Annotated in this window: 33 protein-coding genes and 1 pseudogene; 12 read left to right on the top strand and 22 right to left on the bottom strand. The window is 62.9% G+C overall.

Annotation, left to right across the window (positions count from 1 at the left end; translation table 11 throughout):
• Positions 1 to 36: 36 nt before the first annotated feature.
• Positions 37 to 486, top strand: a complete 450-nt coding sequence (gene moaE / locus HW932_RS09055) for a molybdopterin synthase catalytic subunit MoaE (protein WP_176976168.1) — start codon at positions 37 to 39, stop codon at positions 484 to 486.
• Positions 487 to 514: 28 nt separating this feature from the next.
• On the opposite strand, the gene HW932_RS09060 is transcribed toward moaE, so the two are convergent.
• The 5 genes and pseudogenes from HW932_RS09060 to HW932_RS09080 all read right to left on the bottom strand — a co-directional run bounded on the left by HW932_RS09060 (position 515) and on the right by HW932_RS09080 (position 3,275).
• A complete protein-coding gene (locus HW932_RS09060; protein ID WP_176976169.1) occupies positions 515 to 799 on the bottom strand; it encodes an ATP dependent RNA helicase in 285 nt (94 codons plus the stop codon).
• Between the two features lie 73 nt (positions 800 to 872).
• Positions 873 to 1,277 (bottom strand): hypothetical protein, encoded by a 405-nt coding sequence (locus HW932_RS09065; RefSeq protein ID WP_176976170.1) that lies wholly within the window; start codon positions 1,275 to 1,277, stop codon positions 873 to 875.
• A gap of 19 nt (positions 1,278 to 1,296) precedes the next feature.
• Positions 1,297 to 1,353, bottom strand: a pseudogene (locus HW932_RS22175) (Na+/H+ antiporter subunit G); the annotation flags it as partial.
• Between the two features lie 126 nt (positions 1,354 to 1,479).
• A complete protein-coding gene (locus HW932_RS09075; RefSeq protein ID WP_176976171.1) occupies positions 1,480 to 2,049 on the bottom strand; it encodes an SEL1-like repeat protein in 570 nt (189 codons plus the stop codon).
• 131 nt (positions 2,050 to 2,180) lie between these two features.
• Positions 2,181 to 3,275 carry an RNA-guided endonuclease InsQ/TnpB family protein gene (locus tag HW932_RS09080; protein ID WP_176976172.1) on the bottom strand — a complete coding sequence of 365 codons (1,095 nt, stop codon included), beginning with the start codon at positions 3,273 to 3,275 and terminating at the stop codon, positions 2,181 to 2,183.
• A gap of 417 nt (positions 3,276 to 3,692) precedes the next feature.
• Here HW932_RS09080 and HW932_RS09085 point away from each other — a divergent pair, with 417 nt between their 5' ends.
• The 3 genes from HW932_RS09085 to HW932_RS09095 all read left to right on the top strand — a co-directional run bounded on the left by HW932_RS09085 (position 3,693) and on the right by HW932_RS09095 (position 6,668).
• The gene (locus tag HW932_RS09085; protein WP_176976173.1) at positions 3,693 to 4,202 is read left to right on the top strand and encodes a pilin; all 510 of its coding nucleotides are present in this window, start codon (positions 3,693 to 3,695) and stop codon (positions 4,200 to 4,202) included.
• Between the two features lie 107 nt (positions 4,203 to 4,309).
• Positions 4,310 to 5,500 carry a methyltransferase family protein gene (locus HW932_RS09090; protein ID WP_176976174.1) on the top strand — a complete coding sequence of 397 codons (1,191 nt, stop codon included), beginning with the start codon at positions 4,310 to 4,312 and terminating at the stop codon, positions 5,498 to 5,500.
• On the top strand, positions 5,445 to 6,668 hold the full coding sequence (locus tag HW932_RS09095) for a serine hydrolase domain-containing protein (protein WP_176976175.1): 1,224 nt from the start codon (positions 5,445 to 5,447) through the stop codon (positions 6,666 to 6,668). Before HW932_RS09090 ends, HW932_RS09095 begins: the two co-directional genes overlap by 56 nt.
• Here the strand turns inward: HW932_RS09095 and HW932_RS09100 are convergent.
• The 10 genes from HW932_RS09100 to HW932_RS09145 all read right to left on the bottom strand — a co-directional run bounded on the left by HW932_RS09100 (position 6,660) and on the right by HW932_RS09145 (position 15,744).
• Positions 6,660 to 7,019, bottom strand: coding sequence for a Na+/H+ antiporter subunit G (locus tag HW932_RS09100; protein WP_176976364.1), 360 nt, complete (start codon positions 7,017 to 7,019; stop codon positions 6,660 to 6,662). The two genes, HW932_RS09095 and HW932_RS09100, sit on opposite strands and share 9 nt — an antisense overlap.
• 7 nt (positions 7,020 to 7,026) lie before the next feature.
• Positions 7,027 to 7,296 carry a K+/H+ antiporter subunit F gene (locus HW932_RS09105; protein WP_176976176.1) on the bottom strand — a complete coding sequence of 90 codons (270 nt, stop codon included), beginning with the start codon at positions 7,294 to 7,296 and terminating at the stop codon, positions 7,027 to 7,029.
• The gene (locus tag HW932_RS09110; protein WP_176976177.1) at positions 7,290 to 7,781 is read right to left on the bottom strand and encodes a Na+/H+ antiporter subunit E; all 492 of its coding nucleotides are present in this window, start codon (positions 7,779 to 7,781) and stop codon (positions 7,290 to 7,292) included. The genes HW932_RS09105 and HW932_RS09110 overlap by 7 nt, the downstream gene beginning before the upstream one ends.
• On the bottom strand, positions 7,778 to 9,331 hold the full coding sequence (locus tag HW932_RS09115; RefSeq protein ID WP_176976178.1) for a monovalent cation/H+ antiporter subunit D: 1,554 nt from the start codon (positions 9,329 to 9,331) through the stop codon (positions 7,778 to 7,780). The genes HW932_RS09110 and HW932_RS09115 overlap by 4 nt, the downstream gene beginning before the upstream one ends.
• Complete coding sequence (locus HW932_RS09120; protein WP_176976179.1) at positions 9,328 to 9,681, bottom strand: Na+/H+ antiporter subunit C; 354 nt, start codon at positions 9,679 to 9,681, stop codon at positions 9,328 to 9,330. The genes HW932_RS09115 and HW932_RS09120 overlap by 4 nt, the downstream gene beginning before the upstream one ends.
• A 1-nt stretch (position 9,682) precedes the next feature.
• Positions 9,683 to 12,502, bottom strand: a complete 2,820-nt coding sequence (locus HW932_RS09125) for a monovalent cation/H+ antiporter subunit A (RefSeq protein ID WP_176976180.1) — start codon at positions 12,500 to 12,502, stop codon at positions 9,683 to 9,685.
• 83 nt (positions 12,503 to 12,585) lie between these two features.
• Entirely contained in the window at positions 12,586 to 12,816 is a 231-nt protein-coding gene (locus tag HW932_RS09130; protein WP_176976181.1) for a FeoC-like transcriptional regulator, read from the bottom strand.
• A complete protein-coding gene (gene feoB / locus HW932_RS09135; RefSeq protein ID WP_176976182.1) occupies positions 12,813 to 15,191 on the bottom strand; it encodes a Fe(2+) transporter permease subunit FeoB in 2,379 nt (792 codons plus the stop codon). The genes HW932_RS09130 and feoB overlap by 4 nt, the downstream gene beginning before the upstream one ends.
• Positions 15,191 to 15,424, bottom strand: coding sequence for a FeoA family protein (locus HW932_RS09140; RefSeq protein ID WP_176976183.1), 234 nt, complete (start codon positions 15,422 to 15,424; stop codon positions 15,191 to 15,193). The genes feoB and HW932_RS09140 overlap by 1 nt, the downstream gene beginning before the upstream one ends.
• The gene (locus HW932_RS09145) at positions 15,421 to 15,744 is read right to left on the bottom strand and encodes a FeoA family protein (protein ID WP_176976184.1); all 324 of its coding nucleotides are present in this window, start codon (positions 15,742 to 15,744) and stop codon (positions 15,421 to 15,423) included. Before HW932_RS09145 ends, HW932_RS09140 begins: the two co-directional genes overlap by 4 nt.
• A 232-nt stretch (positions 15,745 to 15,976) precedes the next feature.
• On the opposite strand from HW932_RS09145, the gene HW932_RS09150 reads away from it, so the two are divergent.
• Positions 15,977 to 16,324 (top strand): nitrous oxide-stimulated promoter family protein, encoded by a 348-nt coding sequence (locus HW932_RS09150; RefSeq protein WP_176976185.1) that lies wholly within the window; start codon positions 15,977 to 15,979, stop codon positions 16,322 to 16,324.
• 8 nt (positions 16,325 to 16,332) lie between these two features.
• On the opposite strand, the gene HW932_RS09155 is transcribed toward HW932_RS09150, so the two are convergent.
• From HW932_RS09155 to HW932_RS09180, 6 genes are all read right to left on the bottom strand, one after another.
• Positions 16,333 to 17,442, bottom strand: coding sequence for an SLAC1 anion channel family protein (locus HW932_RS09155; protein ID WP_246296745.1), 1,110 nt, complete (start codon positions 17,440 to 17,442; stop codon positions 16,333 to 16,335).
• Between the two features lie 57 nt (positions 17,443 to 17,499).
• Positions 17,500 to 17,685, bottom strand: a complete 186-nt coding sequence (locus HW932_RS09160; protein WP_176976187.1) for a YgaP family membrane protein — start codon at positions 17,683 to 17,685, stop codon at positions 17,500 to 17,502.
• Positions 17,686 to 17,813: 128 nt separating this feature from the next.
• A complete protein-coding gene (locus tag HW932_RS09165) occupies positions 17,814 to 18,500 on the bottom strand; it encodes a Crp/Fnr family transcriptional regulator (RefSeq protein WP_176976188.1) in 687 nt (228 codons plus the stop codon).
• 21 nt (positions 18,501 to 18,521) lie between these two features.
• On the bottom strand, positions 18,522 to 19,037 hold the full coding sequence (locus tag HW932_RS09170; RefSeq protein ID WP_176976189.1) for a hypothetical protein: 516 nt from the start codon (positions 19,035 to 19,037) through the stop codon (positions 18,522 to 18,524).
• The gene (locus HW932_RS09175; RefSeq protein ID WP_176976190.1) at positions 19,034 to 19,396 is read right to left on the bottom strand and encodes a thioredoxin family protein; all 363 of its coding nucleotides are present in this window, start codon (positions 19,394 to 19,396) and stop codon (positions 19,034 to 19,036) included. The genes HW932_RS09170 and HW932_RS09175 overlap by 4 nt, the downstream gene beginning before the upstream one ends.
• Positions 19,397 to 19,433: 37 nt before the next feature.
• Positions 19,434 to 19,784 (bottom strand): hydrogenase maturation nickel metallochaperone HypA/HybF, encoded by a 351-nt coding sequence (locus HW932_RS09180; protein WP_176976191.1) that lies wholly within the window; start codon positions 19,782 to 19,784, stop codon positions 19,434 to 19,436.
• An 83-nt stretch (positions 19,785 to 19,867) separates the two neighbouring features.
• On the opposite strand from HW932_RS09180, the gene HW932_RS09185 reads away from it, so the two are divergent.
• Positions 19,868 to 20,035 (top strand): TerB family tellurite resistance protein, encoded by a 168-nt coding sequence (locus HW932_RS09185; protein WP_176976192.1) that lies wholly within the window; start codon positions 19,868 to 19,870, stop codon positions 20,033 to 20,035.
• An 87-nt stretch (positions 20,036 to 20,122) separates the two neighbouring features.
• A complete protein-coding gene (locus tag HW932_RS09190; RefSeq protein ID WP_176976193.1) occupies positions 20,123 to 20,587 on the top strand; it encodes a c-type cytochrome in 465 nt (154 codons plus the stop codon).
• A 65-nt stretch (positions 20,588 to 20,652) separates the two neighbouring features.
• Here HW932_RS09190 and HW932_RS09195 read toward each other — a convergent pair whose 3' ends face one another.
• Positions 20,653 to 21,351, bottom strand: a complete 699-nt coding sequence (locus tag HW932_RS09195; RefSeq protein WP_176976194.1) for a cytochrome b/b6 domain-containing protein — start codon at positions 21,349 to 21,351, stop codon at positions 20,653 to 20,655.
• Positions 21,352 to 21,413: 62 nt separating this feature from the next.
• Here HW932_RS09195 and queC point away from each other — a divergent pair, with 62 nt between their 5' ends.
• The 5 genes from queC (at position 21,414) to pufA (ending at position 24,480) form a co-directional block, all read left to right on the top strand.
• Positions 21,414 to 22,145, top strand: a complete 732-nt coding sequence (gene queC / locus HW932_RS09200) for a 7-cyano-7-deazaguanine synthase QueC (protein ID WP_343047117.1) — start codon at positions 21,414 to 21,416, stop codon at positions 22,143 to 22,145.
• Positions 22,142 to 23,236: a 6-carboxytetrahydropterin synthase gene (locus HW932_RS09205; RefSeq protein WP_176976196.1), complete on the top strand. Its 1,095-nt coding sequence runs from the start codon at positions 22,142 to 22,144 to the stop codon at positions 23,234 to 23,236. Before queC ends, HW932_RS09205 begins: the two co-directional genes overlap by 4 nt.
• Positions 23,233 to 23,874, top strand: a complete 642-nt coding sequence (gene queE, locus HW932_RS09210; RefSeq protein ID WP_176976197.1) for a 7-carboxy-7-deazaguanine synthase — start codon at positions 23,233 to 23,235, stop codon at positions 23,872 to 23,874. The genes HW932_RS09205 and queE overlap by 4 nt, the downstream gene beginning before the upstream one ends.
• Before the next feature lie 277 nt (positions 23,875 to 24,151).
• Entirely contained in the window at positions 24,152 to 24,286 is a 135-nt protein-coding gene (gene pufB, locus HW932_RS09215) for a light-harvesting antenna LH1, beta subunit (protein ID WP_176976365.1), read from the top strand.
• Positions 24,287 to 24,321: 35 nt separating this feature from the next.
• Entirely contained in the window at positions 24,322 to 24,480 is a 159-nt protein-coding gene (pufA, locus tag HW932_RS09220) for a light-harvesting antenna LH1, alpha subunit (protein ID WP_155448088.1), read from the top strand.
• Positions 24,481 to 24,534 lie beyond the last annotated feature (54 nt).

The raw sequence follows: 24,534 nt of genomic DNA on the forward strand, positions 1-24,534 counted from the left end.
TTCGTTCCTTCAAGCAAGCATCGACCCTGACCTCGTATGAACGCCATCCGGATCCAGACCGAACCCTTCGACATCCGCGCTGAGCAGGAGGCGCTGTGTCGGAACAATCCGAGCATCGGTGCGCTCGTCACCTTCGTCGGACTGATGCGCGATCTCAACGACGGAATGGGTGTCTCGCGAATGACCCTGGAGCACTATCCGGGCATGACGGAGAAGGCGCTCGGTGCGCTCGTCGCAGAGGCCGGTGAACGTTGGGCGCTGGAGGGCATCCGCCTCGTACATCGCGTCGGGACACTGGAACCGCTCGATCCCATCGTCTTCGTCGGCGTCGTCAGCCGGCATCGGGGCGAGGCCTTCCGCGCCTGTGAATTCCTCATCGACGCGCTCAAGACGCGCGCGCCCTTCTGGAAGAAGGAACTCACCGCGACCGGCGAGCGCTGGGTCAAGGCGCGTGAGACGGACGCGGAGGCAGCGCGGCGCTGGTGAGCGGGTCGCGTTAAACTGATCCATCCGCTCAAGGCCGCCAACCCTGATCTCCCTGTTGCTCGCGCAGACGCTGCACCTCGGCGAGGCAACGCCAGTGACAGGCCAGCCGACGGTAGGCGCACAGATGCTCTGCATCCCGACAATCGCTGGGATGCAGACATAACGCCTCGATATGGCACAGGATCGTCTCGGCCAGCGCGACCGAGCGCTCGCGCACATACTGATGGATGAGATCGGCGAGGCGTTGGCGCAGGTGCGCGGCCTCCAGGTGCGTGAGGTCGTCGAGTTCCAGGTGGTGCGTCAGAGCGGACATGGCGTGTTTCTCCCGAGATGAGCGGTTGAGGAAACACCCGGCGTGGCGATCCGGTCTGGAATGGCTGGCGGGTCTATTTGATAACAATTCTCATTTTATACGGTATTGCCCCCCTGTCAACCGCCTTTTCGGTTTCCGATGCTCGACGGCTCGCGTTCGCCGACTCGACGCGCCCACCCTTCAGTCCCGCCGGATCCGGGAACACGGCATAGAAGTGCTCACGCCAAAGGTCATAGTGACGCGAACGGGAGCGAACCCGTTCCAGGGCCGATCGCCTGGTCAGATGACAGCGTGTCTCGCCCGCCGTCAGATAGACCCGTCGCCAGCGCACCACCACGTATCCGACCAGACTCCTGAGTGCCTGCACGAAGGCTTGTGCGTCCTCCCAGGAGACCTGCTCGACCGGACGGTCGTGATCCTGAAAGTGTGCCGGATTGGCGCCCATCTCGTGGCGGCGGCTTTGAGAGCGACTCGACACGCAGATGCAGCGCCGCCTTGGACAGCAGATGCGCGCTCACCGGCGCGGTGATGAAGAGAAACAGCGTCACCAGCATTTCATGGAAGATCAAGCCGGCGCTTGGGGGGGCGGGCCGGTGTGCCGATCAGGCGAATAAGGCGCGCGAAGTCACACCGAACGCGCGCGAGCGGCAGGTGGCGGTTGCGGCGAGCAATGCGGGTGCTCACGGAGTGTCGGCTGTGGCGTTCAAGGTGTTCAGGAGTATTTGGCGTTCGACGTCGTCGAGTGCTTTATTGAGGGCGGTGTGGTTCTGGGCGTGCAGGAGTTCCTGTCCGGCAAAGCTGTGCAGGAATTGGTGCATGGCTTGTCCGAGTGGGTGGCCTTTGCGGGCGGCGGTGTCGATCCACTGGACGCCGGTTTCCAGGTTGATTTCGATGCCTTCGCCGCTGAGGTAGGCGCGTGCGAGCCAGCACATGGCGTCGGGGTAGAAGGCGTTGGCGGCGCGTTGGAACCAGGGGATGGCGTCGGCGGGGCGTTGATTCATGAGGAGGAGGATGCCGAGGTCGCATTGGGCGATGGGGTCGCCGCGGTCGGCGTCGACGATGGTGGGGTGGTATTCGGGGTCGATGGTGAGTCCTGACAGGGCTAGGATCTCATCCAGGTGGACGTGGGCTTTTTCGCCCGGCTCGTTGGGGTTGGCGACGGTGAGGCGTCCGCTGTCGATGTAGCGCCAGAGGGTGCGCTTGGTCAGTCCGGTGAGGGCAGCGGCGGTGTTGAGGCTGATCAGGTGCATGGGTGGGCTGCAATGTAAGGTGATGGGATGGCAAGGTCACAGGGGGGTGTCAATGACTCCAGCCTGAAGGGCTGGAGCTTGTCCCTGTACTGAGTCGCGACAGCTGTGGTCTTCGCGACGGTTCCGAGACTTTAGGCAGCATTGACGAGCGCCTTGGCCCTGGAACGGATGTTCCGGGCCGCATTCACGTCTGCATGGTCGGTGTGCCCACAGGCCACGCAGCGGAATTCCGATTGCGATGGGCGATTGGCCTTCTCCACACTGCCGCAGACCGGACAGGTCCGGCTGGTGTGGCGCGGATCGACGATCACGACATCGACGCCGGCGAGCTTTGCCTTGTAGGTGATGAACTGGCGTAGCTGGAAGAAGGCCCAGCCGCCCATCTTGGCTCGTTGCGGCTTGCGAAACCGGGTCCGGTCGCGAATGCCCTTGAGGTTTTCCAGGGCGATTCCGCGTTCGGTGTCTTTGGCCTTCGCCACGAGCGTTTTGGACAGGTGGTGGTTGACGTCCTTGCGAAACCGCGCCTCGCGGCCGGCAAAGGACTTGAGTTTGCGCCGGATGTTTTTGGGACGGCGTCCCCGACGTTGCCGCCGGGCGGCGGCCTGTTGCAGCGAGCGGCGCTGGTCGTGGTAGTGCCGGCGGCAGGCTTCGACCTCGGCGCCGCTGTGACGCTCGCCGTCGCTATCGGTGGCTAGGTTCGTCACGCCTAGGTCGACTCCGATGAAGTCGGTACTCGGCAGCGGCGTGCCGTCCGGCAGGTCGACGGTGACGAGCAAAAACCAGCGCCCGTCCTGGCGGCGTACCAGATCGCTCTGTCCCTTGGCGGCCTTGAACCGGGTCTGTTGGTATTGGCCCATGATGAAGGGCAGGATGATCCGCCCGGAGAGTGTGAGCAGTGAGACGCGGTCCGGTCCCTTGAAGCTCATCAGCCGCTGATCGAAGGGCATGGCGGCGAAGGGTTGGAACTGGGGGCGGATGGATTTGTCGCGTTTGTAGGCTTCGCAGACTTGGGCGATGCAGCGCACGGCCATTTGCGCGGAGAGGCCGAAGCGTGAGCGCAGGTCGGCATAGTAGAGTTTCTGGAGCGCGATCTTGTTGGCGGTGCGCCGTGCGAAGGCTTCTCCGGCGAGCCAGTCGGCGGCGGCATTGAAGGCGCGCAGTGTCGCTTCCAAGGCTTCGATTTGTTCGGGTGTGGGCAGTAGCTGGGTTTGCAGGGTCAGTTTCATGGAGAAAAAATATAGGCAATAAGAGTCTATGCTGCAAGCGCGATCTATCCACACCCGCTCAAGGAATGCGCAGACAGGCGATCGATCTTCCGGCCGTGAAGAATGGCGCTTCGCGCGCGTTTTGCTGGCTTCAGTGCGGATTTGTCACAGCAGGGTGTGACATCGGCAGGCTTTTGTCACAGGGGGGGGCGACAGAAAACGCCTGTGTCATCCGGGGAGGATGTGGCAGGCTGAGGGTGGCGGTGGGCGAAGGGCTGTAAACACAGGCGTTTGGGTGATTTTGAGCGTATCGAGTCGTAGTTGGCACGGCTTCTGCTGTAGCTGGGGCGGGAGACTTGAGTCATACGGTGGTGCAATCTAATCGCTGTTTGGTCTCCTCGCTCAAACGGTTTTCTTATTCATTGCGGAGCATGTCACATGAAAAAGTATCAGCAAGGCTTTACTTTGATCGAACTCATGATTGTGGTGGCAATCATTGGTATTTTGGCGGCAATTGCAATTCCAGCTTACAATGATTATACAGCCAGAGCTCAAGTCTCTGAAGCATTGAGCTTAGCCGGTGGAGCAAGAATAGCTGTTGCTGAAACATGGCAGTCAACCGGTGATTGGCCTACTGATAATGCGACAGCAGGATTGTCTGATGCTGCGGATATTAGTGGAACATATGTCGATAATGTAGCAGTTGGAGCAAATGGAGTTATTACAATTACGTTTATAAATGCTGCTCCTGCCAATGCTGCCATTAGAGGTGAAACTGTTGAACTTGAACCGACTGATGCAACGGGATCGGTTACATGGACATGCACGAGCAGCTTGGATGATAAATTCCTTCCTGCTAATTGCCGTGGTGGCGCGGCTGGTGGCGCGGCTGGTGGCGCGGCTGGTGGTGCGGCTGGTGGCGCGGCTGGTGGCGGCACTGGTGGTTAAAAACCTCCAACTGTCCTACTTGATTAAGTAGAGCACGATTGAAAAGGCGCCCTTGGGCGCCTTTTATTTAGTGACTTGGATGATTTAGCGAAGCATTCGGAGGCATCATGCATTTGGCGCTTTGGATGTTGGCAGTATTTTTCACCAGCCTCGTTACTGCCATTTTTACTGGACTAGCGAACGCATTGGGGTACGGCATTACCGCCAGATTATTGATGGCACTCACATGGGCAGCCGGCTTAGGAATGCTATGGCGAATGCGTGTGAGTGGCGATTTTGGAGTAAGCGCACCAGATCCCGATCGACTGACCCTGAAGCGATTAAGCCTCACTTTATGGCTAATGATATTGCTAATTTATACTTTTGCAATGAGCAAAATTGGTGTTGGACCTTTTGATTATTTTTTATTCGATTATTTACTGATACTGCCTATACTTTTATTGCTTTTACCCTGGTATTTGCGCTCGGCAGAAACACGCTTGCACGATCTCGAAGATGCCGAGTGGAGCTTTGGTCAATTTTTGACAGGCCAACGTCGATGGAAATTCCAAGAGCATAAACCTTATCTGCTTGCCTGGGCAGTGAAAATTGCTTTTATTCCAATCATGTATGGCGGCCTGGTTCTGACCTTAGAACAACTGCTTGCTTTCAACTGGCGCTGGGAGCCGACAACGCTAGTTGCTGGACTGTTTTTGTTTGGCCTGGCATTCGATCTCATCATTGCCAGCGGTGGTTACATCTTTGCCAGTCGGCTGCTAGGCAATGAAGTTCGCAGCACTGACGACACCTTTAGCGGTTGGTTAGTTTGTATGATCTGCTATCCGCCGCTGGTATTTTTCTTTCACTTGATCCGCGAGCAGACCGACAACGTAATTTGGTCAGACTGGCTCACGCCGAGTGAGCCGCTTTATTGGCTATGGGCAATTCTTGTAACTGTAACCTGGATGATTTACTGGTTATCAACCGCTAGTTTTGGCCTTCGCTTTTCAAATTTGACTTGGCGCGGACTGGTTGCCCAAGGACCATATCGTTTGTGCCGTCATCCCGCTTATCTATCAAAAAACATCTATTGGTGGTTGCATACCATTCCTTTTGTTGGCGTTGCTAGCGGTCTTGATTTGGCTCGCAATTTAGCTGGTTTGACGTTTGTATCTCTAATATACTGGCTGCGTGCAAAGACCGAAGAACGGCATCTGATGCGATTCCCTGAATATGCCGCGTATAGCGCCTGGATCGATGAGCATGGCTTATTTGCACGTCTGCGCCGCTGGGTTTTGCGTCTGCGACATGCACATTAAGCGGTTCGGTTCTTCTGACCCTATCTCCCCGTGGCGCTTGCGCCTGTTGCTCGCACTGCTGATGGTCGCTGTGCTTGGGCTGGCATTTCACTCCCCCACCCCGCCGATACTACGGCTGCCAATGCCTTACGCTTGCCAACCGTTTCCTCCTGCCGGTTTACATGAATTGATCGCCTTGGCGCGAGAACTTGGCTATCTTGGCTTCCAACTGGCATGGGTCAACACGCAGGGCGAGCGGGGCGCGTGCACGGCAGGTTGGGCGCAGACAGGTGTTTGGCCACAACGGCTGACATCTGGACATCGTTTACGCTATGCCAGTCTCACCAAGCTGTTTACCGCAACCGTCGCCATGCAATTGATTGCTGAACAACGCTTGGGGCTGACTGATCGCTTGGTGGAGCGTCTTGAGATCGCCGCACCCTATCGAGACCCTAACATCGCCGAGATTCGTGTTGCGCATCTGCTTGAACATACGGCCGGCTTTGACCGCAATCTTACTCCCGACCCAATGCTTCAGGCTGATCCCTGGTGTCCGCAACGACTCGACACACTCGCAAACTTGCAACTTGACCATACACCAGGAGAAGTCTATGCCTATGCTAACCTGGGTTATTGTTTGCTGGGAGCGATAATTGAAAGTATTGAACAGAAACCCTTAGAGCAGGTATTCGCGCAACGCTTGTTTGAGCCTGCTCAGGTCTCTGATATTCGTTCTGCAATCACAGGTAAATTGCACGACGATGAGCCGATCTACGAAATCGACCCAGCCGAATCTACTGAGAATCTTCTTTATCACAATTACGCTTCCAGCGTCGCCACTGGAGCTTTTACAGGCACAGCGGAAAACTTGCGAGACTTTTTAGTCGCCGTATTTCGCTCACCCAACTCATTACTTAGCCTGGATGCACAAGTACAGATGCTTCGAGTCAATCGCCCTTGTGATCTGAGTCGTTGGCGAACGTGTCATGGATATGGGTTGTATGCTTATCGCGCATCAGATGGCCATCTGATGTACTGGCGCGATGGAAGTTTACCTGGCGTCACTGCTTTTGCTGCGCTATTTGAAAATGAATCGATAATAGTTTTTCTTGCAAACAGTCGTCGCCGCCACTGGATGCCTGACCATGACCGGTTAGGCCAATGGTTGTATAAATGGCAATCAGGATAAAGAGTCAGGGCTGTTGCGTCCCGCGTGATCGGTCGCGTCGACCAGCGGCGGCGGCTCGGACAGCGATCGGGTGCGCAGATGCAGCGCCGCCTTGGACAGCAGATGCGCGCTCACCGGCGCGGTGATGAAGAGAAACAGCGTCACCAGCACCTCATGGAAACTCAGGCCCGCCTCCTGAGTGCTGAAATGGATCATGGACGCGATCAGCAGACTGCCGACACCGATGGTCGTGGCCTTGGTCGGTCCATGCAGCCGGGTGTAGAAATCCGGCATCCGCGCCAGTCCCAGCGAGCCGATGAAGGTGAAGATGGCCCCGATCAGGATCAGGACCGTCAGCGTGATCTCCAGCATCATGCACCTATTCGATGATGTCGCCGCGCAGCAGATACTTGCACAGCGCGACGGTTCCAATGAAGCCCATCATGGCGATCAGGATCGCCGCCTCGAAATAGAGCGCCGAGTCCAGATGCATCCCCAAGAGCACCAGGAGCGCGATGGCGTTCACATACAGCGTGTCGAGCGCCAGGATGCGGTCGGGCCTGTCCGGCCCGGTCAGCAGGCGCCAGAAGGTCAGACCGATGGCGGCCGTCACCAGGGCAAAGGCGATGAGTACGGCGATGTTCAGCATGACTCGAAGACCTCGCGGATGGGTGTCTCGTAGCGGCGCTTGATGGTCTCGATCAGCGCCTCGGGATCGGCCACGTCCAGTCCCTGCACCACCAGGATGCGTCGGTCCGGACTCAGCCAGGACGACACGGTCCCCGGCGTGAGCGAGATGGTGTTGGCCAGCAGACTGATACCCAGCTCCGAACGCAGATCCAGCGGAACCTCCACAAAAGCGGGTCGGATGTGATTGGCGCCGCGCAGGATCAGCCAGGCCACGGCCAGATTGGCGACCAGGATGTCGTATCCCACCACCAGCAGGAAACGCAGCAGGGTCAGCGGCCGGCGCACGGGCGCCGGGTCCGGCCAGAAGCGCAGGGTGAAGATGGGGATCAGCCAGCCGAGCAGCAGCCCGAGCAGGATGGAGCCGGGCGCGAGACTGTTGGCCAGCAGCACCCAGATCAGGGCGAGCGTCGGCGTGAGGATCGGATGCGGCAGCCAGCGTCTCATGACTCGGCCTCCCAGGGGGCGATCTGGATTCCGACGGGTTTGAGCACCGCCTGGATGTAGTCGGCCGGATCGAGCAATTGTCCAGCGGTCGCCTCGGCCAGATCCAGCACCGGACCCGAGCCGATCAGCAGCGCCAGACACAGCAGGAGCAGCCCGATGGTCGGCAGCGACGCGCCGGGCAGACCCTTCGCCGGTGGCGGATGGGTGGGTTCGCCCGAGCCGGCGCCCCGGATATGGAAGAACAGCAGACTGCCCGAACGTGCCAGGGCGACGATACCCAGCAGGCCGCCGACCAGGACCACCGCCAGCATCCAGGGCCAGACCGATTCCTCAAGCGCCGCGCGCAGGATGAGGAACTTGCCGACGAAGCCCGAGAGTGGCGGCAGCCCCGCGACCAGCAGTGCCGTGACGAAGAACAGCCCGCCGAGCAGCCCGGCATTCGGCAGCGCCGGCCCGGGCGCCAGCCGATCGGCCGCCCAGCCGCGCTCGCGCGTGATGAGATCCGCCAGCAGGAAGAAGGCCGCCGTCGCAAAAGTGGTATGGACCAGATAATAGAGTCCGGCCGCGATTCCCTCACGACTGCCGAGTCCGAACGCGGCCAGCAGCAATCCGACCGAGACCACCACCAGATAGGCGATCTGCCGGCGCAACTCGGTCGCCGCCAGCGCGCCCAGCGCACCGAGCGCCAGGGTCAGCAGCCCCAGCGGCAAAAGCCAGGCGGCATAGAACCCGGCCAGGATGCCGGCCTGTTCGCCGAACAGCAGCGTCTCGACGCGAAGCAGTGAATAGGCGCCGACCTTGGTCATGATGGCAAACAGTGCCGCCACCGGCGCCGAGGTCGAGGCATAGGCCGAAGGCAGCCACAGATGCAGAGGCGCCAGCGCCGCCTTGAGCGCGAACACCCCCAGCAGCAGCAGCGCCGCCACCCGCGCCGGTCCCAGATCCTCGGGCGGCAGCTGCGCGATCTTCAGCGACAGATCGGCCAGATTGAGCGTGCCGGTCAGACCATAGAAAGCGCCGGCCGCAAACAGGAACAGCGTCGAGCCGACCAGATTGATGACGACGAAATGCAGTCCGGCGCGCACCCGCGCCGCCCCGCCGCCATGCACCAGCAGGCCGTAGGAAGCCAGCAGCAGGATCTCGAAGAAGACGAACAGATTGAACAGATCCCCGGTCAGGAAGGCCCCGTTGAGACCGAACAACTGGAGCTGGAACAGCGGATGGAAATGGCGGCTGCACGTGTCGGCGCCCTGCATGGCGTGCAGCAGCGCGAAGAACGCCAGCAGTGACGTCACCAGCAGCATCCACACCGCCAGCCGGTCGGCCACCAGCACGATGCCCCAGGGTGCGGGCCAGTGGCCCAGATGATAGGTGAGGACGGTGCCGTCCCCGACCAGGATCAGCAGCTCGATCGCGAGCAGGATCTGCCCCAGGATCGCCGCCAGATTCAGGCTACGGCGCGCGGCCAGCGACAGTGTCCGCCGCGACAGCAGCAACAGGGTGCCGACCAGCAGCGGCAGCAGTAGCGGAGCGATGACGAGATGGTTCATGTCTCCGACTCCCGGCTGTCACGGACACTCGCCCGACCGTCGACATGATCGTTGCCCAGTTCGGCGCGCGCCCGCAGCGCCAGCATGATGACGAAGGCGGTCATGGCGAAGCTGATGACGATGGCCGTGAGCACCAGCGCCTGGGGCAGGGGATCGGTATAGCGACTCACCTCGGGATCGAGGATCGGCGGCGCGCCGATGGTCAGGCGTCCGCTGGCGAACAGGAACAGATTGACCGCATAGGTCAGCAGGGTCAGGCCCAGCACCACCGAGAAGGTGCGCGCGCGCAGCAGCAGATAGACGCCACCGGCGGTCAGCACACCGACGATCAGACTCATCAGGGCTTCCATGTCAGGCCGGCTCCTGGTTTGCGTGAGAACCGTCCGCTCCGGGATGGGTGGCGCGATGCATCAGCCCCAGATGGATCAGGATCAACAGGGTCGCGCCGACCACCACCAGATAGACGCCCAAGTCGAACAACATGGCCGTGGCCAGCTCGAAATCGCCGACGATCGGCCAGTGCACATGGGTGAAGCTGGAGGTCAGGAAAGGGTAGCCGAACACCAGACTCCCAAGCCCGGTCAGGGTCGCGATCAGCAGACCCGCGCCGATCAGCGGCAGCATGTTGCTCGACAGTCGCCGATGGGTCCAGGCCACGCCATTGGTCAGATACTGCATGATGAGCGCCACCGCCGTGATCAGCCCGGCGATGAACCCGCCGCCCGGCTCATTGTGTCCGCGCAGGAAGATGAAGATCGACACCAGCAGCGCCAGCGGCAGCAGCAGCCGCGCGAGCGCCGCCATGATCGCCGGATGGGTGTCCCAGTTCCAGGGGCGACCATCGGCATCGTGTGTCAGGCCCGGCAGCCGCAGGCCATAGAGCATGGCATGGATGCCGAGTCCGGCGAGCGCCAGCACTGTGATCTCGCCCAGGGTATCGAAGCCCCGGAAATCGACCAGGATGACATTGACCACGTTCGAGCCGCCGCCGCCCGGCAGACTGTTGGCGATGAAGTAATCCGAGATCGATTCCAGCGGGCGGGTGAGGATGGTCCAGGTCAGGACACCGGCGCCGAGTCCGGCCAGACCCGCGACCACGCCATCGCGCCAGCGCCGCGCGGCGCTCGACTCGTCCGGTCCGCGCTGCGGCAGGAAATAGAGCGCCAGCAGCAGCAGCACGATGGTCACGATTTCCACCGAGAGCTGGGTCAGGGCCAGATCGGGCGCGGAGAACTTGACGAAGATCAGCGCCACCAGCAGCCCGAGTGCGCCGACCACCACCAGCGCCGTGAAGCGGCGCCGATGCAGGGCGACCGTCACCAGCGTCACCAGGATCAGCCCGGCAGTCATGGTCAGACTGACACCGTCGATCGGCAGGATGGCGCGCGTTCCGGTCAGCGGCGAGCCGGAACCGACGAAACCGAGCACGCCGAACACCAGCACCGTCAGCAGCAGCACCAGCACCAGCCGTTGCAGCGAGCCGTTGTCCAGCCGCCGGGTGATCCAGCCCGAAAACAGCATCAACTCGGCCAGCAGCCACTCATACATGGCGCGCGCGTCGATCCGGCCCTCCATCCGCGCGGCGAGCCGGAACAGTGGCCGGCGCGCGGCATAGATCGACAGCCCCCCGACCAGCGCCACCAGACTCATGACCACCGGCAGCCCGAAGCCATGCCAGATGGCCAGATCGAACTCAGGCGGCGGGGCCTGCAGGACACTGGCGACGGTCATGCGCAGAATCGGATCGACCGTGAGCGCCGGCAGGATGCCGACCAGCAGACAGATGGCCACCAGGATCGCCGCCGGCGCCTTCATCCAGAACGGCGGCTCGTGCGGGGTGCGCGGCAGGTCGACCGGCTCGCCGTTGAAGAAGACGTCGTGGATGAAGCGCAGCGAATAGGCCACCGCCATCACGCCCGAGGCGACCACGAGTGAGGGCAGCAGCCAGCCGTATTCGAAGCCGGTCGAGAAATCGGCGGTCTCGGCGAAAAACATCTCTTTCGACAGAAAGCCGTTGAACAGCGGCACACCCGCCATCGAGGCCGCCGCCACCATCGCCAGGGTCGCGGTATAGGGCATGAAGCGCCACAGACCATTGATACGGCGCATGTCGCGCGTGCCGCACTCGTGGTCGATGATTCCGGCGGCCATGAACAGCGAGGCCTTGAAAGTGGCGTGATTGAAGATGTGGAAGACGCCCGCGACCGCCGCCAGCGGGGTGCCGAGTCCGAACAGGAGCGTGATCAGTCCCAGATGACTGACGGTCGAGTAGGCCAGCAGCCCTTTGAGGTCATGCTTGAACAGCGCCACGCCGGCGCCGATCAGGAGCGTGGCCAACCCGGCGCCGATCACCAGCCAGCTCCATTCCGGCGTGCCCGAGAGCACCGGGAACAGCCGCGCCAGCAGAAAGATCCCGGCCTTGACCATGGTCGCCGAGTGCAGATAGGCCGAGACCGGCGTCGGCGCGGCCATCGCGTGCGGCAGCCAGAAATGGAACGGGAACTGAGCCGACTTGGTGAAGGCTCCGAGCAGGATCAGCACCAGCATCGGGGTATAGAGCGGGTCGGCGCGCACCGCCTCGCCCTGGGTCAGGATCACCGAGAGGTCATAGCTGCCGGCCATCTCGCCGAGCAGCAGCAGACCGCCGAGCAGCGCCAGTCCGCCCATGCCCGTGACCGCGAGCGCCATGCGCGCCCCGCGCCGGCTCTCCGGCTTGCGGTAGGAATAGCTGATGAGCAGGAACGACGACAGACTCGTCAGCTCCCAGAAGATCAGCATCAGGATCACGTTCTCCGACAGCACGATGCCGAGCATCGAGCCCATGAAGAACAGCAGATAAGCATAGAAGCGTCCCAGCCCATCGCGCTCGGGCAGATAGTAGCGGGCATAGAGGATGACCAGCAGCCCGATGCCCAGGATCATGGACGCAAACAGCAGCCCCAGCCCGTCGAGCCGGAAGGCCAGATCCAGCCCGACCGCCGGCATCCAGTCCAGACGCCACAGCACCGTCTCGCCGGCGAAGGGCGTCGGTGCAAACGGTGCCAGACAGAGCACGGCCAGCAGGGTCACGGCGCCAGCCGTCCAGGCGGACTTCATGCGCCCGAAATGGGACGCCCAGCCCGTCAGGACCGCGCCGAAGAAGGGTAGGAGTACGACGAAGGACAGATTCATAGTGCCGCGACTCTGCCAGCGGAACGGCACGATGGCAAGTCGAGAGCCGAGCCGCGATCACTCAAGACCCGAGACGCGTTCGCTCAATTCATCGGCTCAACCCACTCATAGATCTCGACCGTCGCCGGATCGCACTGGCAACAGCCCCCGGCGCAGGGCGTATTGGCCGGGAGCTTACGCACCCGCCCCTTGCGCTCCAGCGTTTCCAGCATCCCGCGCAGCGCGTCCGGTTCAGCGTCGAAGCGATAGGCCAGATCGCGCACGGCGGCGCGGCGGTTGTCGCGCAGATAGCGCGAAAGTTCGCTGACGATCATGACGCCGCCCCCTCAGCCGCCAGTTTGACGGGCGCCGGCTCGCGCCTTGCCCAGAGACGCATCCCGATGACAACGGTGAGCAGCAGCCCAAGCATCACACCGATCCAGATCGAGGCGCTGACCGGATCACGGTTGAAGATCGCGGTCTGATAGAACACAGTCGCCGTGACATAGCCCAGTCCCGTCGTCCAGAGCACCGCGAAAGCGGCCCAGCCGGTGCTGGTCTCGCGCTGGATGGCGCCGATCGCGGCGACACAGGGCGAATAGAGCAGGATGAACAGCAGATAGGCGAAGGCCCCGGCCGCGCCGTCGAAGCGTGCGGCCATGGCGCCGAAGGTACCGCTGCCGACCTCCAGTTCCTCCGCCGCTGCCTCAGGTGTGGTCGTCTCAGCGACACCGCCCAAGCCCAGCGGATCGGCCCAACTGCCCAATGCATCGACCAGATTGATCGGGATGGTCGCCACCGCCTCGTTCAAGCCGGCGCTCAGGCTGTAGGGCACGTCCTCTTCGACGCCTGACTCATCACCCGCGTCGGCGGCGGCCAGACCCGAATAGGTCGCGTCCAGCGTACCGACCACGGCTTCCTTGGCCAGGATGCCGGTGAAGATGCCGACCGTCGCCGGCCAGTTCTCAGCATTCAGCCCCATCGGCGAGAACGCTGGAGCGATGGTGCGCCCGATGGCGGCGAGCACTGACTGTTCACTGTCCTCGTTGCCGAAACTGCCGTCGGTGCCCGTGGTGTTGAGCACGTTGAGCACCAGCACCATGGGCACGATCACCGCACCCGCTCGCACGACAAAGCCCTTGGTGCGATCCCAGGTGCGCAGCAGCACGCCCTTGAGCGTGGGCAGGTGATAGGGCGGCAGTTCCATCACGAAGGGCATGACCTGACCTTCGAGCAGCGTGCGCTTGAGGATGAAACCGGTCAGCACGGCGGCGAGAATGCCGATCAGATAGAGTGCGAACACCACGTTCTGCCCGCCGGCGGTGAAGAAGGCGGCGGCAAAAAGTGCATACACCGGCAGCCGCGCTCCGCACGACATGAAGGGCGCCATCAGCACCGTCAAAATACGGTCACGCGGATTCTCCAGGGTACGCGCCGCCATCACCGCCGGCACGTTGCAGCCGAAACCGACCAGCAACGGTACGAACGACTTGCCCGGCAGGCCGATGGCGCGCATGAAACGATCCATGACGAAGGCGGCACGCGCCATGTAGCCCGAGTCTTCCAGCACCGACATGAACAGATAGAGGAAGGCGATGATGGGGATGAAGGTCGCCACCACCTGCACGCCGCCGCCGAGTCCGTCGGCAATGCCGATGATCAGCCATTCGGGTGTGCCGATCCGACCCAACAGCTCGGCCGTACCATCGACGAAGATGGCCCCGGCGGCGATGTCGAAGAAGTCGATGAAGGCTCCGCCGATGTTGATGGTGAACATGAACATCAGATACATGACGGCGAGGAAGATCGGGAGGCCGAGCGCGCGATTGAGCACCACCCGGTCGACCCGGTCGGAGAGCGAACGCGAGGCTTGACCGGACTGCTGGATGGTCGCCTGGGTGACGGCGTGCGCGAAGCCATAGCGTGCGTCGGCGAACAGGATATCGACGTCGTCTGCCTCGTCGCCGAGCAGGGCTCGGACTTCGTCCGCCGTCACCGCCGCGCCTGCCAACTGGCGCGCCAGATCGTCGCCCTCGATGAGCCGTGCCGCCAGCCAGCGCGGCGGATCGCCTTGAGCGACAGCAATTGCGCTCAGACGCGGTTCGAGCGCGCTGATCGCTGCTTCCAGCGTCGGACCGAACGGAATCCGGACCGGCGGCGCGATGGCGCGGCCTGGGACGTATCTGGCCTGTTCCAGCAGGGTCTGCTTGAGTTCCGGCAGTCCCTGACCATTGGCCGCCACCAGCGGCACCACCGGACAGCCGAGCCGTTTGGAGAGCGCCGCGATGTCGATCTGGAGGCCGCGCGACTCGGCCACGTCCATCATGTTGAGCGCCAGCACCAGCGGTCGGCCCATCTCGATGAGCTGGGTGGTCAGATAGAGGTTGCGCTCGAGGCTGGAGGCATCGAGGATGTTGAGGATGACGTCGGCCTCGCGCGCATGGACGAAATCGCGCGCGATGCGCTCGTCGAGCGAGACCGAGGGGTCGGAGACGTCGAGCGAATAGGTGCCGGGCAGATCGACCAGGGTGAACTCGGCCTCGCCGAGCCGATAGCGTCCGGTCTTGCGCTCGACCGTCACACCCGACCAGTTGCCGACCTGCTGACGCGAGCCGGTCAGGGCGTTGAAAAGCGTCGTCTTGCCGCAGTTGGGGTTGCCGACGACGCCGATGCAGTAATGCGGCCTGGATTGGGGTTCGACCTGACTCATCACGCGCGCTCCATTTCGAGTACCGCCGCCTCGTCGCGGCGCAGACTGACCGAGGTGCCGCGCACCCGGATCTCGACCGGATCACCCAGCGGGGCGACCCGGATCACTTCCAGCGCGGCGCCGGGCGTCAGCCCCATCGCCAGTAGCTTGCGCCGATAGGCTCCGCCGCCGGCCTGAAAACCGAGCACGCGCCCTTGGTCCCCCGCCTTGAAATCCTTGAGTGTCGTGTTCATCCGTCGATCGCCTCCACCAGGATCTTGACCGCCATGCCGCACCCGAGCGCCAGACGCGTCTCGCCTCGCGCCACCACCAGGCCGCAGCCCTGACGCGCTACGATGCGCACCTCGGTGCCTGGATTCAGACCCAGCTCGGTCAGACGCCTGGCCAACCCCTTGCCGCCTTGCAGGGTCCGGATGCGCACCCGCTCGCCCTCGCCGGCCATGGCGAGCGGGAAGGTCTTGACCGCCGGTTGATCTTTGCAACGATCGACCCGTGCCGCCGGGGGGAAGGAATCACCGATATCGCCTGGATGCAGTGAGAGAGCAAGATTCATCTGGGATGCACCAATGAATAGCAACAAGAATGATTCTTATCCTATTTGAATATCCATGCTAATGCAATGAATTCTCATTCTGTCTTCAGGTCTGAGCGATGGGAGGCATGGCGGATCATGCAGCGACGCCCAGCGTTGGGCTTGACGCGGATCAAGGACTGTCATCACGGATCGGCCAAGATGCGCCCCGGCGATCTATGTTGGACCGCATGACACACGACGAGGAACCACGATGCCATCCGGACAACGACTCGAACGCGAGCAGAAGACCATCGCCGCCATGCTGGCGATCTATTGCCGAGACCATCATGGCGGACGACGGGAGCTGTGCGAGGACTGCGCCGGACTGCTCGACTACGCCCGGCGTCGGCTGGAGCGCTGTCCTTTCCAGGAAGAGAAACCGGCCTGCAATCGCTGCGAGGTACACTGCTACTCGGCCGGTCGGCGCGAACGGGTGCGGGCCGTGATGCGTTACGCCGGACCGAGGATGATCCTGCCGCATCCGATCCTGAGCCTATGGCACCTGATCGACACCAGGCGACCGGTGCCCAGGCTCAAGCGGCGCAAAGGCGCGGAGTGAGTCGCGCCTTACATCGACGCAACGGGCGGTGCGAAAGACATCGCCAGCCACACTCCGGCCGCGAACGTCAGCACCAGTGCGATGACGATCAGCCAGCGGACGACACGGCCCGTCGGCGGGTTCACGGGCGGATGCGCCGCCGGCGCCGTTGCTGGTGCGTGTTCGGCGACACAGATCGCCCGACGCCCGATCGCCATGGCCGTCTGTGTCAGCAGCACCACCACGACCCCGCTCAACAGCGTGACCAGTCCCGTACCGAGCTGGAGATAGAACGCCTGCTCGGTCTCGGCGAACAGGGTCAGGCTGGCGATGCCGATGGCGGCCAACGGAAACGAATAGGCCCACCAGGACAGAAAGAAGCGCAGCCCCAGAAAGCGCCGGATCTGGGTGAACAGCAGGAGTGTCAAAAAGAGCCCGGCGAAATAGAGGATGCGCCCGAAGCTGTCCAACTCGCCGACCAGCTTCAGATAGGCGATGAAGCCGACGGCCGGCGGCGCGATCAGGATGAAGAGCGTCGGCATCAGGTGCGACTCGATCGGATGATGGAAGAGCACCCGGTTGAAGACGATCACCAGCAGGATCAGCCAGAACAGGATCCCGATGCTGAAGAAGAACCAGGACAGGTCGACATAGCCCAGGGACACGCCGGCGATGGGCACCAGCACGTTACCGACCGCTGGGATGAACCAGGCCGGGTTCATGTGATGGATCTGGAAATGCTCGTGATGGATCCAGACACTGACGATGTAGAGCGTGAACAGCAGATGCAGTCCGGCGCCGATCATCCACAGCGGCGCACTGACGGCCGACGAGACCGGCAGGAAGGCGATGGCCAGCAGCAGCAGGCTCATCGAGATGGTCGGGAAGAAGTTGATCTTGACCGGATGGCGCAGCTCGCGGACCACCGACTGGCGATGGAGCAGCAGCTTGAACGTATAGAGCAGCACGAGCAGGCCGAAGATGGCGCTCGTGGCGCCCAGCAGCCAGGGCGTGAGTCCGAGATCGAGGTTCAGGAGCGACTGGACCTTCTCCCAACCGATGGTCAATCCCGACAGCCCCATGATCATCGAGAAGAAGGAGACGGGAAAATTGGCCAGACGATGTTCAGTGTGAGACATGTTCTCCATGATGACTCCGAGAGCGCCCGCTCCGAGCGGAACGGGCATGAGAATGGATCAGGCCCGCTTGGTATTGAGCTTCAGGGGCAGATAGAGCGGGCACCAGCCGATCAGGGCGGTGCCGAATGGGATCAGGGCCAGGGCGCCGAACAACCAGTTCTGGGTGTTCAGTGCCCAGAAGGCCAGGGCCAGGCCGATGAGGACACGGACGACGCGATCGAGTGTGCCGAGGTTCTGGGTCATGTGAGGATCTCCGTTCGAGTGCGGGCGGCTGGAGGCCGCTTGGACGTTGACTATGGAACGCACTCTAATGGTCGCCGCCGACCCTGTCGGTGACTTTGTCACACTGAAGCTTCGCGTCATACCTGACTTCAATCGTCCTGCGTGCGGCGTCGCAATTCCGCGCGATCGAGCAGTTCGATCCAGCCGCGCCGTGCCCGCAGTAGCCCCTGCTCCTCCAGCCCCTTGAGCACCCGGCTGATGACCTCGCGCGAGGAGCCCAGTTCGGCGGCCAGTATCTGGTGGGTCGCCTGGATCTCGGACGAATCCGTGCGCTCGGCCTGGCGTAGCAGATGGTCGATCAGCCGCTGGTCGAGGCGCTGGAACAGCACCGCGTCGAGCACGCCGAAGACCTCGACCAGCCGGCCGGCGATGAGGCCGAAGAGATATTCGCGCCACGGCTCGCTGCTCCCCAACCATCGGCGCACGCTCGCCGGCTGCACGACCACCGCCTCGACCTCCGTCTCGCATACGGCGAAGGCCGGAAAGGGGCGCGCGCTGAGCAGACAGGAGGCGGTTAGCACACAGCTCTCGCCCGAATGCACGCGGTAGAGCGTGATCTCGCGGCCGTTCTCACCGAGCTGATAGACCCGCGCCGTGCCGTCGAGCACCAGCGGCAGATGCGCGCACTGAGCGCCCGCCTGACAGACGGCCTGTCCGGCGGGCAGGCGCACGCGCATGATCTGATCGAAGAATTCGCGCTGGAACTCGGCCGAAGCGGCGCGCAAAAAGGCGAAGGTCTCCAGCAGACGTCGACGTTGATCGGGATCGGAAATCATGCCGAATCGTTTCGGGCGGCGCTAACGGGCCGGCGTGATGATGGCGTACAGCATGTCCGGCATGTACTGGGTGTCGGTGGAGGCATCGAACGGCCAGAGCGGTTCGGGAACCTTGCTGAACCGATCCTTGGTGTAGATGGCTTCCACCGCGTGAGTCAGACGTGTATTCGGGGCTGCGCCGTCGGAATGCTCCGGGATCAGGATGGTGCAGGAATCGGCCGACTGGCAGCCGCGTGGTCGCAGATTGGCCTGCCAGCCGGGGGCGGCCTGGATGGACGGATTGGCGGCGAGCAGCGCCTGGGCGACCGCGCGCGCCAGCGGCCCGTATCCGCTGAGTTCGGCCGGATAGACGGCATTGAAGGCGCCGTCCCGGAAGCTGACGTCGTACAGTCGGCCCTGGATGTCCAGCCCGGACACACCCGCGATCTCGCCGTCCTCGACGACGAGCGAGAGCGCTTGGGCCGAGCCGGCGATTCCAAAGCAGAGAGCCGCAAAGATGGAAGCGCGTCGACGCGAAACACGGGGGTTGGCGCTCATTCCGGCAGATGCTCCTGGAGCCATGTGTTGATCTGGATACGCGAACGCGCGCCGCTGAAACGGCCGCATTCCTCGCCGTGCCGGAACAGGATCACGGTCGGGAAGCCGCGCACCCGATAGTGTCCGGCCAGACGCATGTTCTCGCCCTCGTCGACCTCGACCTTGGCCAGTCGCAGACGCCCCGCGTGTTCCTCGACGACGCGCTTCAGATGCGGCGTGAGCGCGTGACAGGGACCGCACCAGTCGGCCCAGAAATCGACCAGGATCGGCTGCTCGGACGAGGCCGCGATGACCTGGGTTTGAAAGTCCTCGTAGTGGACATCGAAGATGGGCGGATGGGGCGGCGCGAACGACGACATTGAGATTGTTACCATTGAGTGGGCAAAAAGCCTGAAATCAATCGGGGATCGTGAGTTCGAGGTTTTCGAGCAGCAGTTCGTCGCCGCTGACCAGCCGGGTCTGGAAGGCGCCGCAGGCGCCGCACAGCAGCCGGTTCGCCCGCGCCTGGGTCTCGGCGCCGCAGAGATTGCACTGCACCCGGATCTCGGCCGGCTCGATGACGAGTTCGGCGTCCTCGGCAATCGTGCCCACGGCGACGAGCGGATAGGCCTGCCGGAGCAGCATCGGCTCGACCCCGGCGAGCGGTCCGACCTTGAGCCGGATGCGATCGACACGGCTCGCCCCGTGCTCGCGGGCGATGCCTGTCACCTGATCGATGAGCGCCTGACAGAGTGAGAGTTCGTGCATGTTTCGCTCGCTATCATCCTGGTTGCGGGCAGTCTAGTCTGATGTGACCCGGACGCCAACGTCTCGCCGTCAAGCTCGCCCGCTTGCGGCTGGCCGACAAACAGCGTCTGCTCGGCGCCATGACCACCACGGTGCTCGCCGATGGTCGGGTCGCGGCGGCCGAGTTGGAACTTTTGCGCGCCATCTGTGCCACACTGCGGACACCGTTGCCGGTTCTCGACTTGAATCGGTTGGGTGTCGCCCCGATCTAGGGGCCTTCTGCACTCCTTCGGAATGAAGGGCGCCAGACTCAAGCTTTATCAACCCACATCCATCGACCAACAATGGAGATTGTCCCGATGAAACACCTGCTAGCCAGCACCGCCGCCGGTCTCATGGCCCTTGGCCTCGCCAGCTCCGCTATCGCTGCCGGCCTCTCGCCCGAGGAGCAGATCGAGACCCGTCAGGCCGGCTACGAATTCATGGGCTGGAACATGGGCAAGATCAAGGCGAATCTGGAAGGCGAATACAATGCCGCTCAGGTCGAGGCCGCCGCCAACGTCATCGCCGCCATCGCCAACTCCGGCATGGGCGCGCTCTATGGCCCAGGCACCGACAAGAACGTCGGCGACGTCAAGACCCGTGTGAAGCCCGAGTTCTTCCAGAACATGGAAGACGTCGGCAAGATCGCACGAGAGTTCGTCGGTGCGGCCAACACGCTGGCTGAAGTGGCCGCCACGGGTGAGGCCGAGGCGGTCAAGGCCGCCTTCGCCGATGTCGGCGCGGCTTGCAAGTCGTGCCACGAGAAGTATCGGGCCAAGTAATCCCCGAACGTCGCCTGATCGCTCGAAAAAGGCCGCTCGATTCACTGGGCGGCCTTTTTCGTTCCTCACCAATCCGGTACGCTTCCCGCCGGCGGTGGGGGAGGCGGTGGCGGCAGTAGTCCGCCATTGGCGATCCAGACCGCGCCGGCCGCGATGGCGAGCGCCAGAACGAAGGCGATCGGCCCGCCGCCCCTGGCCGAGTGCGCCATCGGCTCGCGCGTCATCTTGTAGCCCGTGATCATGGGCCGGATCAGGTTGTCACGCCGCACCCAGGTATGGAAGAGTGTCGCCAGCACATGCAGGGCGACGAAACCGCCGATGATCCAGATCGCCTGACGGTGCAGACTGCTGAGCCAGCCGCTCGTCTCGCTGGAGACCAGAGATTTGAGCGGTCCTGAGAAGGCGATGTCGTCGTTAGCGAAGAGTCCGGTCAGGCTCTGGAACAGCATCAGCGCCAGCAGCACCAATACCGAGAGTCCCCCCAATGGATTGTGCCCCATGCCGTGCCAGCGTCCGCGCAGATAGGTCAGAATCGTTCGTGGGCCGGGCACGAACTGGCCGAAGCGGGCATAGGTCGAACCGACGAAGCCCCAGACGAGGCGAAAGACGATCAATCCGAAGATGGCCAGTCCGATCAAGCCGTGCCAGTCGATCCAGGGTCCGCCCGTCAGTCCGGTCACGAAGGCCAGTGCGACCAGTAACACCAGCAACCAATGAAAGAGACGGGTCGGAAGATCCCAGAGTTTGATTCGATGTTCCTGCATCATTCCTGTACCAGAGAGGGATGGGTGGCTAAAGTGTCGCCCAATCCGGCGGTCGACGCCAAGTGCGCGCGTGCTCCGGGGCGCGAGGTCGGGCGATGAAGCCCGCTGTCGTCCTGTTGAGCGGCGGTCTGGATTCGACCACGGCGCTCGCCATCGCCCGCGCCCAAGGCTTCGCTCCCTATGCGCTGTCCTTCCGCTATGGTCAGCGTCATGCCGTCGAGCTGGAAGCGGCCGCGCGCGTGGCCGAATCCCAGGGCGTGGTCGAGCATGTGATCGCCGAGATCGATCTGCGCCGCTTCGGCGGCTCGGCCCTGACGGCGGATCTCGCCGTTCCCAAGGGACGTGATCCGAGCGAAATGGATCATGACATCCCTGTGACCTATGTGCCCGCACGCAACACCGTCTTCCTGTCGTTCGCACTCGCCTGGGCCGAGGTGCTGGAGGCGGGCGACATCTTCATCGGAGTCAATGCGCTCGACTATTCCGGCTATCCGGACTGCCGTCCCGAGTACATCGCCGCCTTCGAGACACTGGCGAATCTGGCTACGGCCGCCGGTGTCGAGGGGCGTCAGCGTTATCGCATCCATGCCCCGCTGATCGAGATGAGCAAGGCCGAGATCATCCGTGCCGGGCTGGCGCTCGGGGTCGATTATGGGCTGACCAGCAGCTGCTATGACCCCGGCCCCGATGGTCGCCCCTGTGGGGCCTGCGATTCCTGCCGACTGCGTGCCAAGGGCTTTGCCGAGGCGGGCAGCGCCGATCCGCTCCTGACTCGCTTCGAGGTGGGTGCATGAATACCCGACTCTTCCATCTCGCCGCCGTCCCCTTCGAGGCCGCGTGTCGGGTCGACATCCTGCCCGAGGGACATCGCTGCCGGCGTCTGCATGGTCACAGCTTCCTGGCGCGGGTGCGCGCCGAGCCGCCGTCGGGCTGGGCCGGCTTTCCGGGCGCCGAGAGCGACGACCTCCAGGCCGCGCTCGCGCGCTGTGTCGAGCCGCTCGACTATCGCGATCTCAACACCGTCCTGCCAATCCCGACCGACGAGAATCTGGCGCGCTGGGTGCGCGACCGGCTCGACGTGCCCGGCATCGCCTCCGTCGGCATCCAGAGCACGCGCGATCAGGGCGCGGATCTCGACGGCGCCGATCACGCCCATCTCTGGCGCCGTTTCCGCTTCGAGTCGGCGCATCGGCTGCCGAACGTCCCCGAAGGCCATCCCTGCGGGCGGATGCATGGCCACGGCTTCGAGGTCATCCTCCACGCCGATCAGGATCTGGACGGCGAGGACATGGGCATCGACTTCGACCGGCTGGCCGCGCTCTGGGCGCCGCTGTACGCTGAGCTGCATCAGGTCTGTCTCAACGACATCCCCGGTCTGCAGAATCCGACCAGCGAGCTGTTGGCACGCTGGATCTGGGCACGGCTCAAGCCCGAACTACCGGCGCTGTCCTGGGTCACGGTCTACGAGACGGCGACTGCCGGCTGTCATTTCGACGGGACTCACTATCGCATCTGGAAGGAACAGCGCTTCGAGGCCGCGCTGCGTCTGGATCGGGCGCCCGAGGGCGATGCGCGTCGGCGTCTGCATGGACACAGCTATCTGTTGCGGCTGCATCTGACCGCGCCGCTCGATCAGGTGCTCGGCTGGACGGTCGACTATGGCGACGTCAAGCGGTTGTTCAAACCGCTCTATGACCGGCTCGACCATCATCGGCTCGATGCGCTCGACGGGCTGGAGTCGGCTGATCCGGGGAGTCTGACCCAGTGGATTCGTGAGCGCATCCGCGACGATCTGCCCGAACTCGACCGTATCGATCTGCAACCGACGCCTGGTTGCGGCGCTTCGTTGTGCTGGGGCGAACTGGGTCCGGCGCTGCCGACATGAGCTACTGGGTCAAGGAAAGCTTCTACAGTCTGCAAGGAGAGGGCGCTCAGACCGGACGCGCGGCAGTGTTCTGCCGCTTCAGCGGCTGCAACCTCTGGTCGGGTCGCGAGCAGGATCGCGATCGCGCCCTCTGCCGTTTCTGCGACACCGACTTTCGCGGCACGGACGGCGAGGGCGGCGGACGCTATCGCGATGCCGACGAACTGGCCAAACACCTCTATACCCTCTGGTCGGCCGAAGCGGATGCGAGCGGTCGACCCTATGTCGTTTGCACCGGCGGCGAGCCGCTGCTGCAACTCGACGCACCCCTGATCGATGCGCTGCACGGGCTAGGCTTCGAGGTCGCCGTCGAGACCAACGGCACCCGTCCGGCGCCGCCCGGTCTCGACTGGATCTGCGTCAGCCCCAAGGCGGGCACAACCACGGTATTGATCCTAGGTGACGAACTCAAGCTGATCTATCCGCAGCCCGGTCTGGAACCCGAGCGCTTCGCGGGGCTGGATTTCCGCCATTTCTTCCTGCAACCCATGGACGGCCCGCATCGCGTCGCCAACACCCGTCTGGCCGTCGACTACTGCAAGGCCCATCCGCGCTGGCGTCTGAGTCTCCAGACACACAAGTGGCTCGGGATTCCCTGAGCGCGACCCGCGCACAATTTTTGTAAATTCCTGTTGACATTGTTCGGTGTCAAGCTAAGATGACACCTGCCGAGCAGCGGAACCCCTTGAACCAAGCGTCAGCCGTTCGAGTGAGGCTTGAGGCAGCGTTGAACGCGATTCGCGCCTCCATCCGCGCGTCACGAAGGCGGTAGTTTCGATTTCCTTCGGAGTCATCAACTCAGTGGCTGAACAGAAGAAACCAGTTGCCCAAACCAAGGGCGGCGGTAGCGCCAAACCCACAATGGAGACCAAGTCCATGGCAAGTCTTTCCGGTCTGACCGATCAGCAAGCCAAAGAATTCCACGAGCAGTTCAAGACGACCTACACCGCGTTCGTCGGTCTGGCCGCTCTGGCTCACCTGTTCGTCATCGCCGCCAATCCTTGGTGGTAAAACGGTTTTAAACCTTCTTCACAGAGGTCAATGCAATGAGCAACGTCGCAAAGCCGCGTAACCCCGAAGACGATTGGAAGATCTGGCTGGTCGTGAACCCGGCTACCTGGCTGATGCCCATCTTCTACGCCCTGCTGGTTCTGGCCATCGCCGTCCACGCGGTCGTCTTCTCGGTCGGTCTCGGCTGGCAGTAAGGCATCAGATACTCGATCGCTCGTTGGGCGAATTCAGCCCTCGCGTCGCTCACT

The organism is Allochromatium humboldtianum (assembly GCF_013385175.1).
GTDB classification, from domain to species: Bacteria; Pseudomonadota; Gammaproteobacteria; order Chromatiales; family Chromatiaceae; genus Thermochromatium; species Thermochromatium humboldtianum.